This is a genomic window from Embleya sp. AB8, assembly GCF_049739465.1.
Lineage (GTDB): Bacteria > Actinomycetota > Actinomycetes > Streptomycetales > Streptomycetaceae > Embleya.
In genome coordinates, this window is the sequence record NZ_JBMHHY010000033.1 from 85681 (window position 1) to 99543 (window position 13863).

Genomic DNA, 13863 nt, shown 5'->3' on the forward strand with positions numbered 1-13863 from the left:
GAGACGACGAGACGACGAACTCTCGAACAGGCCCGCCGCGTTCGTCCCACCGCGCGGCCGATCGCCCTGGCGGACGCGCATGTTGCCGGCCGCCGACACCTGGACCGGACACATCTTCGACGGGCGTTGGATACCCGACGCGGGCGGGACGTACGAGGCCGTCGAACCCGCCACCGGCAGCGTGCTCGGGGTGCTCGGCGCGGCCGATCCCGCCGACGTCGCCCGGGCCGCCACCGGTGCCGCCGCGGCGCAGGGCGACTGGGCGGCCCGGCCGTACGACGAGCGGGCCGCCGTACTGCGCCGCGCCGGGCTGCTGTTCGAGCGGCACGCCGAGGAGATCGAGGGCCGGCTGGTCCGCGAGGCCCCGCGCGCCAGGACGTCGCGCTCGGCCCGATCATCGACGAACGCCGGTTGCGCCGGATCGACACGCTGGTCCGGGACACTGTCGCGGCGGGCGCCCGACTTGCCGCCGGTGGCACGCACGAGGGGCTGTTCCATCGGCCCACCGTGCCGGCCGACGTGCGGCCGACGATGCCCGCGTACGCCGACGAGGTGTTCGGACCGGTCGCCCCCGTCGTACCGTTCGGCAGCGTCGACGAGGCGATCGTGCCGGCCCGGGACAGCCAGTACGGGTTGTCCCTCGGCATCCTGGGCGAGGTCGGCCTGGCGATGCGGGTCGCCGACTCCGTACCCACCGGCCTGGTACACATCAACGACCAGACCGTCAACGACGAGGCGGTCGCGCCGTTCGGCGGCCAGGCCGCGTCCGGTACGGGGTCCAGGTTCGGCGGGCCCGGGGCCAACCTGGACGCGTTCACCGAGACCCAGTGGGTGAGCGTACGCGGGGAGATCGCGCCGCACCCCTTCCGAGTCGGTTCCGGAGCCGTCGGTTCCGGCGCCCAAACCCCGCCGTGCCCGGCCGACCTGCGGCGTCCCGGGCACCGCCGCGTCGAGTCGAACCCCGGCGTCCCGGGCGCCCGCCGTGCCGATCGCGTCGAACCCCGGCGATGTGGCAGGCTCGTGGGCCTACGCTCCGCGATCCGAAAGCAGGACCATGTCCGGCACGAACCACCTCGCCCAGGCCGACCAAGCAGTACGCGAGGGGCGCATGGACGCCGCCGTCAAGCTGTACCTCGAAGCCGCCGACGCCGGCGCGCCCGAAGCCCGCCGCAAGGCCGGCGAGCTGATGTTCGCCGGCGGCGACGAGGCCGCCGAGGCGATCCTGCGCGAGGCGCTGGCCGAGGGCGACGTCGAGGCCGTGGACGCGCTCAGCGAACTGCTCGAGGTCACCGGTCGGCCGGACGCCGCCGTCGACCTGCTGATCGACCGGCACCGGCTGGGCGAGACGCGGTGGGCGCTGCCGATCGCCAACCTGCTCGCCGACGCGCTCGACGAGCCCGAGGCGGCCGAGCGCTGGTACACCTCGGCGATCGAGGCCGGCGACCCCGACGCGCCGAACGACTTCGCCGCCTTCCTCCAGGACTTCGACCGCGCCGCCGAGGCCGAGGCGTTGCTGCGCCCGGCGGCGGAGGGCGGCGACGAGTTCGCGATGGCCAACCTCGGCCGGCTGCTGCTCAACGGCGACGCCGTCGACGACGGCATCGCGTGGCTGACGCGCGCGGTCGAGGCGGGCCAGGAGGACGCGCTGATCGACCTCGGCGACGCCGAACTCGACGCGGGTCGCCTCGACGCCGCGCGCGAACACATCCGCCGCGCCCTCGACGCCGGCATCGACGGCTCGCGCCTGCTGTACGCACACCTCCTCGACCGCGAGGGCGCGGACACGAGCGAGATCGAGGCGGCCTATCGCGCCGCGGTCGAGGCGGGCGACGTGGAGGTCGAGGAATGAGGCGCGCGGCGCTCGCGGCGAGCGTGTCCGTGACCGTGGCCGCGCTGATCGCCGTCACCGGGTGCGGCCCCGAGGACACCAAGGACGCCAACGCCGACCCGTCGGCACCACCGGCGGCCACCCACTCGGCCCGGCCCGGCGAGATCCGCGACCAGAAGGCGCACGTCTCCTACGTCCTGCCCCAGGGCTGGTACGCCAAGCCGCCCGACGCCGTCGTGGGCCTGTACTCCTCGGTCGCCTCCACCGCCGACCCGAAATCGGCCGACCCGGGATCCGCCGATCCGAAATCCGCCGACGCCACGGCCAAGCCCTCGGCCGACCCGAACCACCCGCTCGCGACGTTCATGGTCGGCGTGGTGGACACCAAGGCGTACGTGACCGGCAAGCAGCGCACGATGCCCGAGACGGCGGAGACCGTCGGCCGGGCCCAACTGGAACTGATCTACCCGGCCAAGGCCCAGGACGCGGTCCGCTCCAGCGAGGCGGCGCGCCTGGACGGTCGTAATGCGTGGCTGATGGACATCGAGTGCACGCCCGAGGACAAGAACGTGGCCCCGTTCCGCCTCCGGGTCACCGTGATCGACACCGGCACGGTGCCGATCTACCTGCTGTCCTCGGCACCGAGCAGCGCCACCGAACGCTTCGGCGAAATCGAGTCGATCGAGCGCTCGATCCGGTTCTGACGTGTGGTCGGCGGCGCGTGGCGGGCGGGTCGAATCGTCGCGCCACGCGCCGCTCGATCCGTCCCGCACCGTCGCGCCACGCGCTGCTCGATCCGTCCCGTACCGTCACTCGGGTGGCCGCGACCTGGGCATTCGGTGAACTCCCGGGGTGTGATGGCTGGTTGGTGGGGAAGGCGAGGGTTGTCCGGTCCGCCGCGCGGTTTTCTTTGCCAAGCGATCCGCCCGGAAAGGGCTCGGATTCGGTAACTTCCAAGTGGTCCCCCGATCTTGCCGCGGTTCCTACCAGATCCCGGCCGGTCGGCGACCGATAATCGCAGTTCGGGCCCGTTTCCAAGGTGTATTCGATCACGGTGCTATCGACAGCCCGACCGAAGCCCGACCGACCGGAGGGGGAGACGTGGCCACCACCGTGTCCAGGACACGCTCGACCGTGCGGCTCGCAGCCAAGCCGCAGACCGTCTCCGCCGCCCGCGCGCATGTGCGGCGCTTCTGCGAGCGGGTCGGGTTCGAGTCCGACGACCCGGTCCGAGTCACCTCCGAACTGGCCTCGAACGCCGTCGAACACGCCGGGGACTACGGCGACTACGAGGTATCCGCGTCGTTGCACGGCCGGGTCCTGTGGGTCGAGGTACTGGACTGCCTGCCGTGTTCGTTGCCGTCCCCCGTCGACGTATTGGAGGACGCCGAGGCCGGCCGCGGCCTGCTCGTGGTCGCCGCGCTCACCCACCGCTTCAGGGTCGAACTGCGCAGCAGCGGCCGCAAGGCGGTGTGTGCCGGGTTCGAGGCGGACTGACCCGACCGGTTCGCGGGTGGTCCGGGTGGCGGAGGGCCGCTCGGGCCCGGCCTCGGCGTGAACCGCCGAGCACGGTGTGTCGAGCGGCCCTGGACGACGGGACCTACTTCGCCGCGCCCGCGGTGGGTTCGATGACGCCGGCCCCGACCAGGCCGAGTACGACCAGGCCCAGGGTCACCCGGTAGGCCACGAAGATGGTGAAGCTGTGGGTGCTGATGTACTTCAGGAACCACGCGATCGCCGCGTAGCCGACCACGAACGCCACCACCGTGGCGGTGATCGTGGGCCCCCACGCCGGTGCCGGACCCTCGCCGATCTTGAACAGTTCCAACCCGCCCGACGCCAGCACCGCCGGGATGGCCAACAGGAACGAGTACCGCGCGGCGACCTCACGCCGGTAACCCATCAGCAGGCCGGCCGTGACCGTACCGCCCGAGCGCGAGACGCCGGGGATCAGCGCGAGCGACTGGGCGAAGCCGTAGGTCAGCGACTCCTTGCCGTTGAGCTTTTCCATGCCCCGGTTGTTCAGCGCGATCCGGTCCGCGACCAGCAGGATCAGGCCGAACACGAGCAGCGTCGTGCCGATCAGCCGCAGGTCGCGGAAGGTGGTCTCGATGGTGTGTTGGAACGCCAGGCCCAGCACGCCGATCGGCACTGTGCCGATGATGATGTACCAACCCATGCGCGCGTCCAACTCGCCGCGCAGGGAGGGCGTGTACAGGGACTTCACCCAGGTGCCGACGATGTTGCCGATGTCCTTGCGGAAGAAGATCAGGACGGCGGTCTCCGTCCCGATCTGGGTCACGGCGGTGAACGCCGAGCCCGGGTCCTCCCAGCCGGCGAACGCCGACACGATGCGCAGATGTGCGCTGGAGGAGATCGGCAGGAACTCGGTGAGCCCTTGGACCAAGCCGAGCACGACGGCCTCGAACCAACCGATCACCGGACGACTCCGAGGCACGAAATAGCTATGTGGATCATGCCGGTCACGGTAGCGGCGGCTCAAGGTGTGTCAGGTGGACACCACATGTCCGCACACGGACGGAACGGTAACGGGGGTGACGTCGGGGCGGGGTCGCGGGCGGCGGTGGGTTCGGTGATCGAGTCGGTGGTGGGTTCGTTGCTCGTTGACCCCCGCACGCTCACCGCCTACCTTTACTATCATCATAGTAGAACGGGGAAGCCGGATGTTGAAGCTGCGCCTGGACGGCGCGACCGGAGTGCCGCCCTATCTGCAGATCGTGCAGCAGGTCCGGCAGGCGCTCCTGCTCGGATACCTGCACGTCGGGGACCGTCTGCCGACGGTCAAGGAGGCGGTCGCCGAACTCGCGATCAATCCGAACACGGTGGTCAAGGCATACCGGCAACTGGAACACGAGGGGTTGGTCTCGGCCCGCCCCGGCCAGGGCACCTTCGTGGTCGGCGACCTGACGCCCGTGCCGCCCGGCGTACACGCGGCGCTGCGGCGGTCGTTGGAACGGTGGGTGCGGGAGGCGTATACCGCCGGACTCGACGACGAGATGGTCACCGCGATGTTCGCGACGATCCGCAGTGAGGTCCGTAGCGACAGTGCGGTCCGTGGCGACGTGCGCAACAACGAGGTTGGCGACCGGGGTCGCGGCGGGGTTGGCAACAAGGTCGGCAACAAGGTCGGCAACGAGGGGGTCGCGTGAGCGGGCGGTTGGTGATCGAACCGGAGCTGGGTGGTGACGCACCGGCGCTCGAGACCGAGCGATTGGGCAAGCGGTTCGGCAAGGTCCGGGCGCTGCACGACTGTTGGTTGTCGCTGCCGTCGGGTTCGGTGATCGCGCTGGTGGGACCCAACGGTGCGGGCAAGAGCACACTGTTGCAGTTGGTGACGGCATTGTTGGAGCCGACCGAGGGCGTGGTACGGGTATTCGACGCCCCCGTACGCGCCGGCGTCGCGGCCGGGTTGGCACAGGTGGCCTTCGTCGCCCAGGACCACCCGCTCTACCGGGGCTTGACGCTCGCCGACCACCTGACGATGGGCCGCCGGCTCAACCGGCGCTGGGATCAGGCCCTGGCCGAACGGCGCTTCGCCGAACTGGACCTGCCGCTCGACCGGCGCGCCAAGGACCTCTCCGGCGGTCAGCAGGCCCAGGTCGCGCTCGCCCTCGCACTGGCCAAGCGCGCGCCGCTGTTGGTTCTCGACGAGCCGCTGGCGAGCCTGGACCCGTTGGCCCGGCGGGAGTTCATGGGCACGGTGATGGCGGCGGTGGCGGAGGACGGCCTGACCGTACTGATGTCCTCACACGTGGTCGCCGAACTGGAACGGGTCAGCGACTGGCTCGTGGTCCTGTCCCACGGCCGGGTGCGCCTGTCCGGTCCGGTGGACGAACTGCTCTCCTCGCACCGCGTACTCACCGGCCCGCGCACCGAACTCGCCTCCGCCGTACCGGGGATAGTGCGCCAGGAACACGCCGACCGACACAGCACACTGCTGGTGCGTACGACGGCCGATCAGCCCGAGTTCCATCCGGCGTGGCAATCGCGCTCGCTGGGCGTCGAGGAACTGGTCCTGGCCTACCTCGAACTCCCGGAGTCGGCGACGGAGTTCGTCTCGGGATCGGCACGCGCGGCAACGGCCGCCGAAGCGGGGCGAGTTCCGGCCGAGCCGAGCCCCCTGCGGCTGGAGAGCCCCGCTTCGCCCACCGATCTGCCGACCGAAACGAGCCCCCGATGATCTGGCTGACGTGGCGTCAACATCGGATCCAGGCGCTGGGCGCGATCGGGTTGTTCATCCTGGCGGGCGTACTCCTCAGGATGCACGGCCAGTCCCTGCACGACGAATACTGGCAGAACGTGTCCGACGGCTGCCTGAGTGCCAACCCCTCGGCCGGTTGCGACAACACGTTCAGGTCGTACCTGAACCGCGTCGCCGAGGCCGAAAAGCTGATCACCTGGGTCAATGTGGTCCCGGGCCTGATCGGCGCGGTGGTCGGAGCCACGCTGCTCGGCCCGGAGTACGAGAACGGCACCTGGCGTCTGGTCTGGACCCAGGGCGTGACTCGGACCCGCTGGCTGGTCACCAAGTCGGCGCTGATCGTGGCCGGGACGGTGATCTTCACCGGCGCGATGTCGTGGCTGTTCACGTGGTACCGCGAACCCATGGACAAGGTGATCGCCAACGGCCGCTTCGCCGCCCAGGCATTCGACACCGAGGGCCTGTCGCTGACCGCGTACACCCTCTTCGCGCTGGCCCTCGGTACCCTGGCCGGCCTGCTGATCCGCCGGACCGTCACGGCGATCGTGGTCACCGTCGTGGTGTTCCTCGCGGTCCGGCTCCCGGCCGAGAGCTACCTCCGGCCGCACTACCAGGCCCCGCTCACGCGCAGCGGGTCGATTACCGAAGCGTTGGACGGCAGGGTCCGCCGGGACTGGTCCCTCTCCAACGGCTGGCTCGACGCCACGGGTCGCCACCTCAGCCGCGACGAATACCGCAACATCGCCAATGCGTACCCGGACCGGAAGGGCTTCCCCGAGTACCTCCAGAGCAAGGGCATCCGCTGGTGGGACAGCTACCAACCGGGCGATCGCTTCTGGCACTTCCAGATCATCGAGGCATCGCTGTACGTCGGCTTGGCAGTCGTACTGACGGCGGCCACGATCTGGCGGTTGCGGCGACGGGCGATCTGAGGACGACGGGCGCGGCGGGGGTGGTCGCGAGGGCGGCGGGCCGGAAGGCCACAGACCCCAACCCGGGGCCCGCGGCCTTCCGGGCCCGGATGCCGCCGAGTCCGCCGAGTCCGCCGAGTCCGCCGAGTCCGCCGAGTCCGCCGAGGACGGTACGGCCGCCGACGGCCGACGCCTGAGCCGGCGACGAAGGCCACGATCCCGGTTCGTTACGCGGAAGGCTTGTGCTGGGGGCGGAATCTGCTGGTGGCGGAAACGGGCGGTTGGGGGCGATTGTTGTGCGGATCATGGGAGGAGGCCGCTTGCGCGGTGGGGTGCTCACGGGGAGGGGTCCGCGGGTGAGGGTGGTCTATGTGCACGGTGCCTGCGTGGCGGATGCCGCGTGGTGGTGGCATCGGATGGTGGAGCCGCTCGCGGTGCAATGGCTGGATACCGATGTGGTCGAACTGACCAGTGCCGGTGCGGACGTTGGCGCGCTCGGGGATTTTCACGACGATGTCGCGGCGACGCGTGCCGTGCTCGAACGCGGTGACCGGCCGACCATCGTGGTTGCCCATTCCTACGGCGGCATGGTCGCCACGGAGGCCGCCGCCGGTTTGGCGTCGGTGCGACGTCTGGTCTACGTCGCGTCGGTGATGCCCGAACCCGGGGAGACGTTGGGGCAGTTCGTCGGGGATGTACCCGCGCCGTGGATGGAGGAGGTGCGGGGCGGCGGCACGGTTTCGGTGCGGACCGAGGCCGCCGCCGAGGTGCTGCTTCAAGATTGCGAGGACGATGCGATCGTCGCCGAGGCGGTGTCTCGGCTGGTACCACAATCGTCGGCCGTGTTCGGACAGGCTCCGGCAGCGGCCGCGTGGCGGAACGTGCCGTCCACGTACGTGGTCTGTACCGAGGACCGCGCCGTACCGGCCGCCTGGCAGCGGGAGCGCGCCGCTCGGGCCCACCGGGTGATCGAGATCCCGACGGGCCACCACCCCTTCCTGAGCCGTCCGGAGCTGTTCGCGGATCTGCTCGGCTGCTTGGTTTCGGTGGCCTGGGCGACGAGGTAGGGGCGACTCTCCGGTCCCGCTTCGATGGATGCCGACTGCTCCGGACGACGGGGGCCGCCCCTGCGACGGCGTCCCCGTTGCGCCGCGCCGCCCGCTCCGCCCCTCGTCGGTGGTCGGTTACTTGGTCGTGCCGGGGGTGTCGGGGCCCTGGGCGCGGATGCGTTCGACGGTTGCCAAGGAGTCGCGGAGGTCGGTGAGCCAGGTGTCGGTGTTGCGTTGCACGAGGCGTACGCACCAGGCCAGGGCCTCGCTGCGGCTGCGGGCGACGCCGGAGGCGACCAGCGTGTCCAGGACTTGGCGTTCGGGTTGGCGGAGGCGGGTCATGACGGGTACTGAGACGGTGGTGTAGAGGGCTCGGGTGTCGCCGCATTCGACGCCCCACGAGACCTTGCGGCCGAAGCGACGTTCGGCTTCGCGGGCCACGGCCATCCGGTCCTCGCGGGTGCGCTCGCGGAATTCGGCGATTCGGCCGTCGAGGGCGGCGTCACGTTCGTGGGTGGAGACGTCGGCGGCGAGTTCCGGTTCGGGGATGCGGCCGATGACGGTGATTTCCTCGCGGTCGACGGTCACCTCCACCAGTGCGGTGAACAGGCCCTCGGGGAGACGTCCGGTGAACCAGCCGCGTACGGCTTCCTGCTTCGTTGTTGTAATCATGTAATTCAACTTACGCCGTTGGTGAGGGATGGCAAGGGCGTCCGCCCATAGCGGAATCCGCAGGGTGCGCCCCAGGCGTCGGCGCGAGCCGGGCTGAGCCCGCCGGTCCACGCGGGCGCCGAGGCGGCCACCGGCGACTCGGCCGACGCCCGCCCCCACGCCGACGCCCGCCGATGGGCCCCGGCGCACCGGCCCGGGCCATCGCCCGCCCGCCCCGAGCTGCCATCCCGTCCGCGTGTCCGGGCCCGCGGGCGGCCCGTGCCGGAGCCGGGTGTGGGGTGGAGGTAGCTTGTGGTTCATGACCATCGAGGGTGTTGCCACGCGGGTGTCCGTCGGGAGTCTGGTCGCGCTCGCCGGGGTGCATGTTGCGTGGGGGCTGGGGTCGTCGTGGCCGTTGCCCGATCGGGAGTCGTTGGCGGACACGGTGGTCGGGCAGCCGGCCGTGCCGGGAGCGGCGGCGTGTTTCGCGGTCGCGGGGGCCTTGGGTACGGCGGCGCTGTTCGTGTCGGGACGGCCTCGGCGTCGGCCGGCGGTGGCGCGGCTCGGGGCGCTGGGGGTGGCCGGCGTACTGGGTGTCCGTGGGGCGGTCGGCCTCGCCGGGCGGACGGAGCTGCTCTCGCCGGGATCGTCCTCGACCCGGTTTCGACGACTTGATCGGCTCGTCTATTCGCCGCTGTGCCTGACCCTCGCGGCCGGGTCGGCGCTTTCGGCCGGCGGGCGGGGCCGATGAACCGGCTCGGGTTGGTCGCGGTGGTGGTGCGGGACTACGACGAGGCCATCGCGTTCTATACGCGCGCGCTCGGGTTCGACCTGCGCGAGGACACGCCGATGGACGACGGGAAACGGTGGGTCGTGGTCGCGCCGCCCGGTACGGGACCGAACGAGGCCGCCGTACTGCTCGCCCGCGCCGTGGACGACGAGCAGCGGTCCCGGGTGGGCGATCAGACCGGCGGCCGGGTCGGACTCTTCCTGTACACGGACGACTTCACCCGCGAACACGCCCGAATGCTCGCGGCCGGCGTGATCTTCGAGGAGCCGCCGCGCCGGGAGAAGTACGGGATAGTCGCCGTCTTCCGCGACCTGTACGGCAACCGCTGGGACCTGATCGAACGCACCGGCCCGATCCGCTGAGCGGTGGCGGGGTGGTGGCGGGGGAGTGGCGCGGTGGTAGCGGAGGCTCGACCGGGTCCGGGCGCCGATCGTGAGCCCCGTCGCCGAGTCCGACGCCCCGCCCACCCCTACTGGGCCAGGTCGATCACCACCCACAAAAACCCCACCCCCGTTAACGTGCACAACAGCGTCGAACCCGACGGATGTGGGCTGTGCGCCTCGGGGAGGATGTCCGAGGTGGCCAGGTAGAGCAGGAAGCCGGCGAAGAAGCCCAGGTACAGGCCGAGGGCGTGTTCGGGGATGGTGAAGGCCAGGGTGATGGCCGCGCCGACCACCGGGGCGATCGCGTCCGCGGCCAGGAGGGCGAGTGCTCGGCGGCGGTCGTTGCCGTACAGACGGGTCACCGTGTACGTGTTGAAACCGTCCGCGAAGTCGTGTGCCACCACCGCGATGGCCACCGTCGTGCCGACCGTGGTACCCGCCTGGAACGCCGCGCCGATCGCGAAGCCGTCCATCACGCTGTGCCCGACCAGTGCGGCGGCGGCCAGCAGGCCGATGCCCCGGACCCGGCCGTCCGCGCCCACCTTCGGGCCGTGGTGGTGGGCGTGTGGGGCGTACTCGCCCTCGTGACCCCGGTGGATCGCCACCGAACGTTCGATCACGTGCAGGACGAGGAAGCCGAGCACGAACATCAACAGGCCCTGCGGTACGCCGCCGAGGTGGCCGCCGGCCGCCGCCAGCGCCTCGGGGAGCAGATCGAACGCGACCACACCGAGCATCAGACCGGCCGCGAAGCCGAGTACGAGATGGCGACGATCGCCGATCCGCTGCGCCACCCATCCGCCGAGCAGCGTCATCAGGAAGGCGCCGGCGGCGACCAGTACGGCGGTCATGCCGGCGCCCGTCCGAGATCCCGAGGGTCCACCCGTGCCGGCGTCATCATTCAATCGTCGGCCGGCGCATCACCACCCGCGCCCGGTGCTGCGCCGTACGAGTGAGCGGCCGGCCGACGCCAAGTCGGTTGCCCCCGGAACGTGTTGTCCGGGCCCGCGTCGTCCGGGATCGCCGGCCGACCTGGTCGGATCTCGACGCGCCCCGTGCCTCGACCCACCACACGCGGCGACCACACGCAGCAGCGACCACGCACGGCGACCACACGCAGCGACTACGCGCGTCGTCCGTGCGCGGCGACCACGCACAGCGACCCCGCGTCCCGACCCCGCACCCCCGCCGCGCGAACGACGCGTTGCGATCACGAAATGAAATACGCGCGCCAAGCCGCGCCCGACCCCCGTACTCTGGTGCCGGCCGCCCCGACGACCCCGCCCGGCAAGCAAGCCGATGGCCGGGTCCAGGCGTGCCGTACTCCGTGACACCCAGCCGCCACGCGACTTCGGCGACCCCAAATGGCCGCATGGCGGGTGGGCGACCCATGCCAGGTACGCAACGGGGGAGAAGCGGAACGATGAACATGAACGCAGGCGACAAGGTCAAGACGAAGCAGCCCATCGACGGCTTCTTCAAGCAGTCCCTCCCGGCCGGCGCGCCGGGAATCGTGCTACGGACCACCATGCTGGGCCGCGCGGACGTGGTGTTCACGCTGCCCGGTCTGGCCGGCGGCTCCCGTACCGTCGAGGTGTCGGTCGACCCGCGCGAGCTGGTCAAGATCTGACCGATCGGCGTCCGAAGCAAATCCCGAAGCAATCCCGAACCAGATCCCGAACACACCACCGGCGTTCCCCGACACGGCCTCCGTGCCGGGGAACGCCCACGAGTACGCCCGCCCCCGCCCGCAGCCACCCCCACATTCGCGCGCCACCGCCCGCGCGCCGGCACACCGGCAACTCCCGCTCGCCACACCCCGATTCCCACCTGTCACCTCCGCTCCCCGTTCCCCTCGCGCCGCAAGCGCTGCAAGATGTCGGTGGATATTCCTGCACAGCCCTCGCCGTAGGAGTTGGAGGAATAGTGAGCCGAACCGCGCACGGCCCAGGTCCCCGTCCCCGTCCGCGTTCCCGCCGCCGACTGCCCGCCACACTCGTCGCCGGGACCGCCCTGCTGCTGGTGTTCCTGACGCCACCCGCCACCGCGCAGGCGCACGCACAGGCACAAGCACAGGTGCAGGCACCGGCGCAGGCACAGGCACACCCGAACCACCCCACCGGTACCCCCGATTGCGACCCCATCGACCCGGCCGCATGTCTTTTGCCGTTCCCGAACAACTGGTACACGGAGGCCGATCGGCACACCGAGACCGGCCGCCGGGTCGCCTTCACCGCCGCGATGATGCCGCACGGCGCCACGCCTGCCGCCTGGAATCGCAACGACGGCTTCTCGCCCGGCTCGACGCTGATCACCCGGATCCCCGGCGTCGACCTCGCCCGCAGCGGTGCCGCCCCCGTCACCGACGTCGGCTCCTCGCTCGCCCGCAACGCGCCGATCGTGATCGTCGACACCGACTCCGGCGAGCGTTGGCCCTACTGGGCCGAACTCGACGCCAACGCGAACGATCCGGCCCGCCGCGCGCTTCTGGTGCACCCGGCCCGGAACTTCGTCCCCGGCCACCACTACGTGGTCGGCCTGCGCCACCTGCGTACCGCCGACAATAGGGTGATCGCCGCGCCGGAGACGTTCGCCAAGGTGGCCGGCCGCACCCTTCCGCGCCGCGACCCGCTGGCCGCCCGGCAGGCGCAGTTGCGGCCCGTGCTGGCGCGCCTGGACCGAGCCGGCGTCGAGCCGCGCAGCCTCTACCTGGCCTGGGACTTCACCGTCGCGAGCGAACCCAACCTCACCGCGGGCATGCTTCGGATGCGCGACGAGGCGTTCGACCGACTCGGCGGCCGGGCCCCGCAGTTCACCGTCACCGGCGTCAAGAACCAGACCCCGGAGCAGGATTCGCGGATCGCCCGCGAGGTGACCGGCACCGTCACCGTACCCAGCTACCTCGACCGCCCCGGCGGCCCCACCGGCGCCAGGCTCAACCTGGGTCGGGACGGACTGCCGCGCCAATTGCCGGGCAACACCCAGCAGGCGCAGTTTCGTTGCGAGATACCGCGCGGCGCGTTCGAGACGCCGGCGCAGGCCTCGCTGTACGGACACGGCCTGCTCGGCAGCAACGACGAGGTGGGCGGCGGCAATGTCAAGGCGATGGCCGCCGAACACGACATCGTGTTCTGCGCGACCAAGTGGATCGGCATGGCGGACGAGGATCTGCCCACCGTGGCCCACGCGCTCGCCGACCTCGGCAGCTTCGGCGCGGTCCCGGACCGGACCCAACAGGGCTTCCTGAACGCGTTGTTCCTCGGTCGCCTGATGATCCACGAGGGTGGCCTCACGGCCGATCCGGCGTTTCGTACCGACAGCGGCCGGCCGTTGATCGACACCGCCAAGGGCCTGGTGTACGACGGGAACAGCCAGGGCGGCATCCTCGGCGGATCGCTGGTCGCGGTGTCCCAGGACGCCAAGCGCGGGGTGCTCGGGGTGACCGGGATGAACTACAGCGTTCTGCTCAACCGCAGTTCGGACTTCGGGCCGTACGGGCGGATCCTCGATGCCGGCTACCCGGACAAGCTCGATCAGCAGGTGGTGCTGTCGCTGTTCCAGATGTTGTGGGACCGAGGCGAGACGAACGGCTATGCGAGCGGCCTGGGTCGCCGCCCGCTGCCGGGTACGCCGCGCCACCAAGTGCTCATGCAGATCGCGTTCGGCGACCACCAGGTCTCCACGGTGACCGCCGAGACCGAGGCACGCACGATCGGCGCGCGGATCCACGAGCCCGCCATCGCACCCGGTCGCAACCCGGACCGGGTTCCCTACCGGGGAATCCGGCCGCTGCCGCGCGAGCCGTACCGGGGCTCCGCACTGGTGGTCTGGGACAGCGGTTCGCCCGCGCCGCCGGTGACCAACACGCCGCCGATCGGGCCGCAGTACGGGCACGACCCGCACTCGGATCCGCGCAACTCGCCGGTGGCCCGGCAGCAGAAGGCGATCTTCCTGGCCACCGGCCGGGTCGTCGACGTGTGCGGCGGCGCGCCGTGCACGGCTCCTGCCGGATAGTCCGCGCTCGGGTGC

The 13863-nt window shown here is 71.2% G+C and carries 14 protein-coding genes and 2 pseudogenes; 13 read left to right on the forward strand and 3 right to left on the reverse strand.

The window, feature by feature from the left end; all coding sequences use genetic code 11:
• Nucleotides 1-79: 79 nt before the first annotated feature.
• The 5 genes and pseudogenes from ABIA38_RS37575 to ABIA38_RS37595 form a co-directional block, all read left to right on the forward strand.
• A pseudogene (locus tag ABIA38_RS37575) lies at nucleotides 80-303 on the forward strand (aldehyde dehydrogenase family protein); the annotation flags it as partial.
• Nucleotides 259-822: pseudogene (locus ABIA38_RS37580) on the forward strand (aldehyde dehydrogenase family protein); the annotation flags it as partial. The pseudogenes ABIA38_RS37575 and ABIA38_RS37580, both read left to right, overlap by 45 nt.
• A gap of 232 nt (nucleotides 823-1054) precedes the next feature.
• Complete coding sequence (locus ABIA38_RS37585; protein ID WP_424643467.1) at nucleotides 1055-1849, forward strand: hypothetical protein; 795 nt, start codon at nucleotides 1055-1057, stop codon at nucleotides 1847-1849.
• Complete coding sequence (locus ABIA38_RS37590; protein WP_424643508.1) at nucleotides 1846-2532, forward strand: hypothetical protein; 687 nt, start codon at nucleotides 1846-1848, stop codon at nucleotides 2530-2532. The genes ABIA38_RS37585 and ABIA38_RS37590 overlap by 4 nt, the downstream gene beginning before the upstream one ends.
• A gap of 397 nt (nucleotides 2533-2929) precedes the next feature.
• Nucleotides 2930-3325 carry an ATP-binding protein gene (locus ABIA38_RS37595; protein ID WP_424643468.1) on the forward strand — a complete coding sequence of 132 codons (396 nt, stop codon included), beginning with the start codon at nucleotides 2930-2932 and terminating at the stop codon, nucleotides 3323-3325.
• A 103-nt stretch (nucleotides 3326-3428) separates the two neighbouring features.
• Here ABIA38_RS37595 and ABIA38_RS37600 read toward each other — a convergent pair whose 3' ends face one another.
• A complete protein-coding gene (locus ABIA38_RS37600) occupies nucleotides 3429-4265 on the reverse strand; it encodes an undecaprenyl-diphosphate phosphatase (RefSeq protein ID WP_424643506.1) in 837 nt (278 codons plus the stop codon).
• A gap of 247 nt (nucleotides 4266-4512) precedes the next feature.
• On the opposite strand from ABIA38_RS37600, the gene ABIA38_RS37605 reads away from it, so the two are divergent.
• The 4 genes from ABIA38_RS37605 to ABIA38_RS37620 all read left to right on the forward strand — a co-directional run bounded on the left by ABIA38_RS37605 (nucleotide 4513) and on the right by ABIA38_RS37620 (nucleotide 8028).
• Nucleotides 4513-4998 carry a GntR family transcriptional regulator gene (locus tag ABIA38_RS37605; RefSeq protein WP_424643469.1) on the forward strand — a complete coding sequence of 162 codons (486 nt, stop codon included), beginning with the start codon at nucleotides 4513-4515 and terminating at the stop codon, nucleotides 4996-4998.
• Nucleotides 4995-6029, forward strand: coding sequence for an ABC transporter ATP-binding protein (locus ABIA38_RS37610; protein ID WP_424643470.1), 1035 nt, complete (start codon nucleotides 4995-4997; stop codon nucleotides 6027-6029). The genes ABIA38_RS37605 and ABIA38_RS37610 overlap by 4 nt, the downstream gene beginning before the upstream one ends.
• The gene (locus ABIA38_RS37615) at nucleotides 6026-6982 is read left to right on the forward strand and encodes an ABC transporter permease subunit (RefSeq protein WP_424643471.1); all 957 of its coding nucleotides are present in this window, start codon (nucleotides 6026-6028) and stop codon (nucleotides 6980-6982) included. The genes ABIA38_RS37610 and ABIA38_RS37615 overlap by 4 nt, the downstream gene beginning before the upstream one ends.
• A 335-nt stretch (nucleotides 6983-7317) precedes the next feature.
• The gene (locus tag ABIA38_RS37620) at nucleotides 7318-8028 is read left to right on the forward strand and encodes an alpha/beta fold hydrolase (RefSeq protein ID WP_424643472.1); all 711 of its coding nucleotides are present in this window, start codon (nucleotides 7318-7320) and stop codon (nucleotides 8026-8028) included.
• Nucleotides 8029-8145: 117 nt separating this feature from the next.
• Here the strand turns inward: ABIA38_RS37620 and ABIA38_RS37625 are convergent, their stop codons facing one another.
• Nucleotides 8146-8682: a hypothetical protein gene (locus tag ABIA38_RS37625; protein ID WP_424643473.1), complete on the reverse strand. Its 537-nt coding sequence runs from the start codon at nucleotides 8680-8682 to the stop codon at nucleotides 8146-8148.
• Nucleotides 8683-8980: 298 nt separating this feature from the next.
• Here ABIA38_RS37625 and ABIA38_RS37630 point away from each other — a divergent pair, with 298 nt between their 5' ends.
• Both ABIA38_RS37630 and ABIA38_RS37635 read left to right on the forward strand, forming a co-directional pair.
• Entirely contained in the window at nucleotides 8981-9412 is a 432-nt protein-coding gene (locus ABIA38_RS37630; RefSeq protein ID WP_424643474.1) for a DUF3995 domain-containing protein, read from the forward strand.
• On the forward strand, nucleotides 9409-9813 hold the full coding sequence (locus tag ABIA38_RS37635) for a VOC family protein (RefSeq protein ID WP_424643475.1): 405 nt from the start codon (nucleotides 9409-9411) through the stop codon (nucleotides 9811-9813). Before ABIA38_RS37630 ends, ABIA38_RS37635 begins: the two co-directional genes overlap by 4 nt.
• A gap of 107 nt (nucleotides 9814-9920) precedes the next feature.
• On the opposite strand, the gene ABIA38_RS37640 is transcribed toward ABIA38_RS37635, so the two are convergent.
• Nucleotides 9921-10685 (reverse strand): ZIP family metal transporter, encoded by a 765-nt coding sequence (locus ABIA38_RS37640; RefSeq protein WP_424643476.1) that lies wholly within the window; start codon nucleotides 10683-10685, stop codon nucleotides 9921-9923.
• Nucleotides 10686-11257: 572 nt separating this feature from the next.
• Between ABIA38_RS37640 and ABIA38_RS37645 the strand changes: the two genes are divergently transcribed.
• Entirely contained in the window at nucleotides 11258-11464 is a 207-nt protein-coding gene (locus ABIA38_RS37645; protein WP_424643477.1) for a hypothetical protein, read from the forward strand.
• A gap of 296 nt (nucleotides 11465-11760) precedes the next feature.
• Complete coding sequence (locus tag ABIA38_RS37650) at nucleotides 11761-13848, forward strand: hypothetical protein (RefSeq protein ID WP_424643478.1); 2088 nt, start codon at nucleotides 11761-11763, stop codon at nucleotides 13846-13848.
• Nucleotides 13849-13863 lie beyond the last annotated feature (15 nt).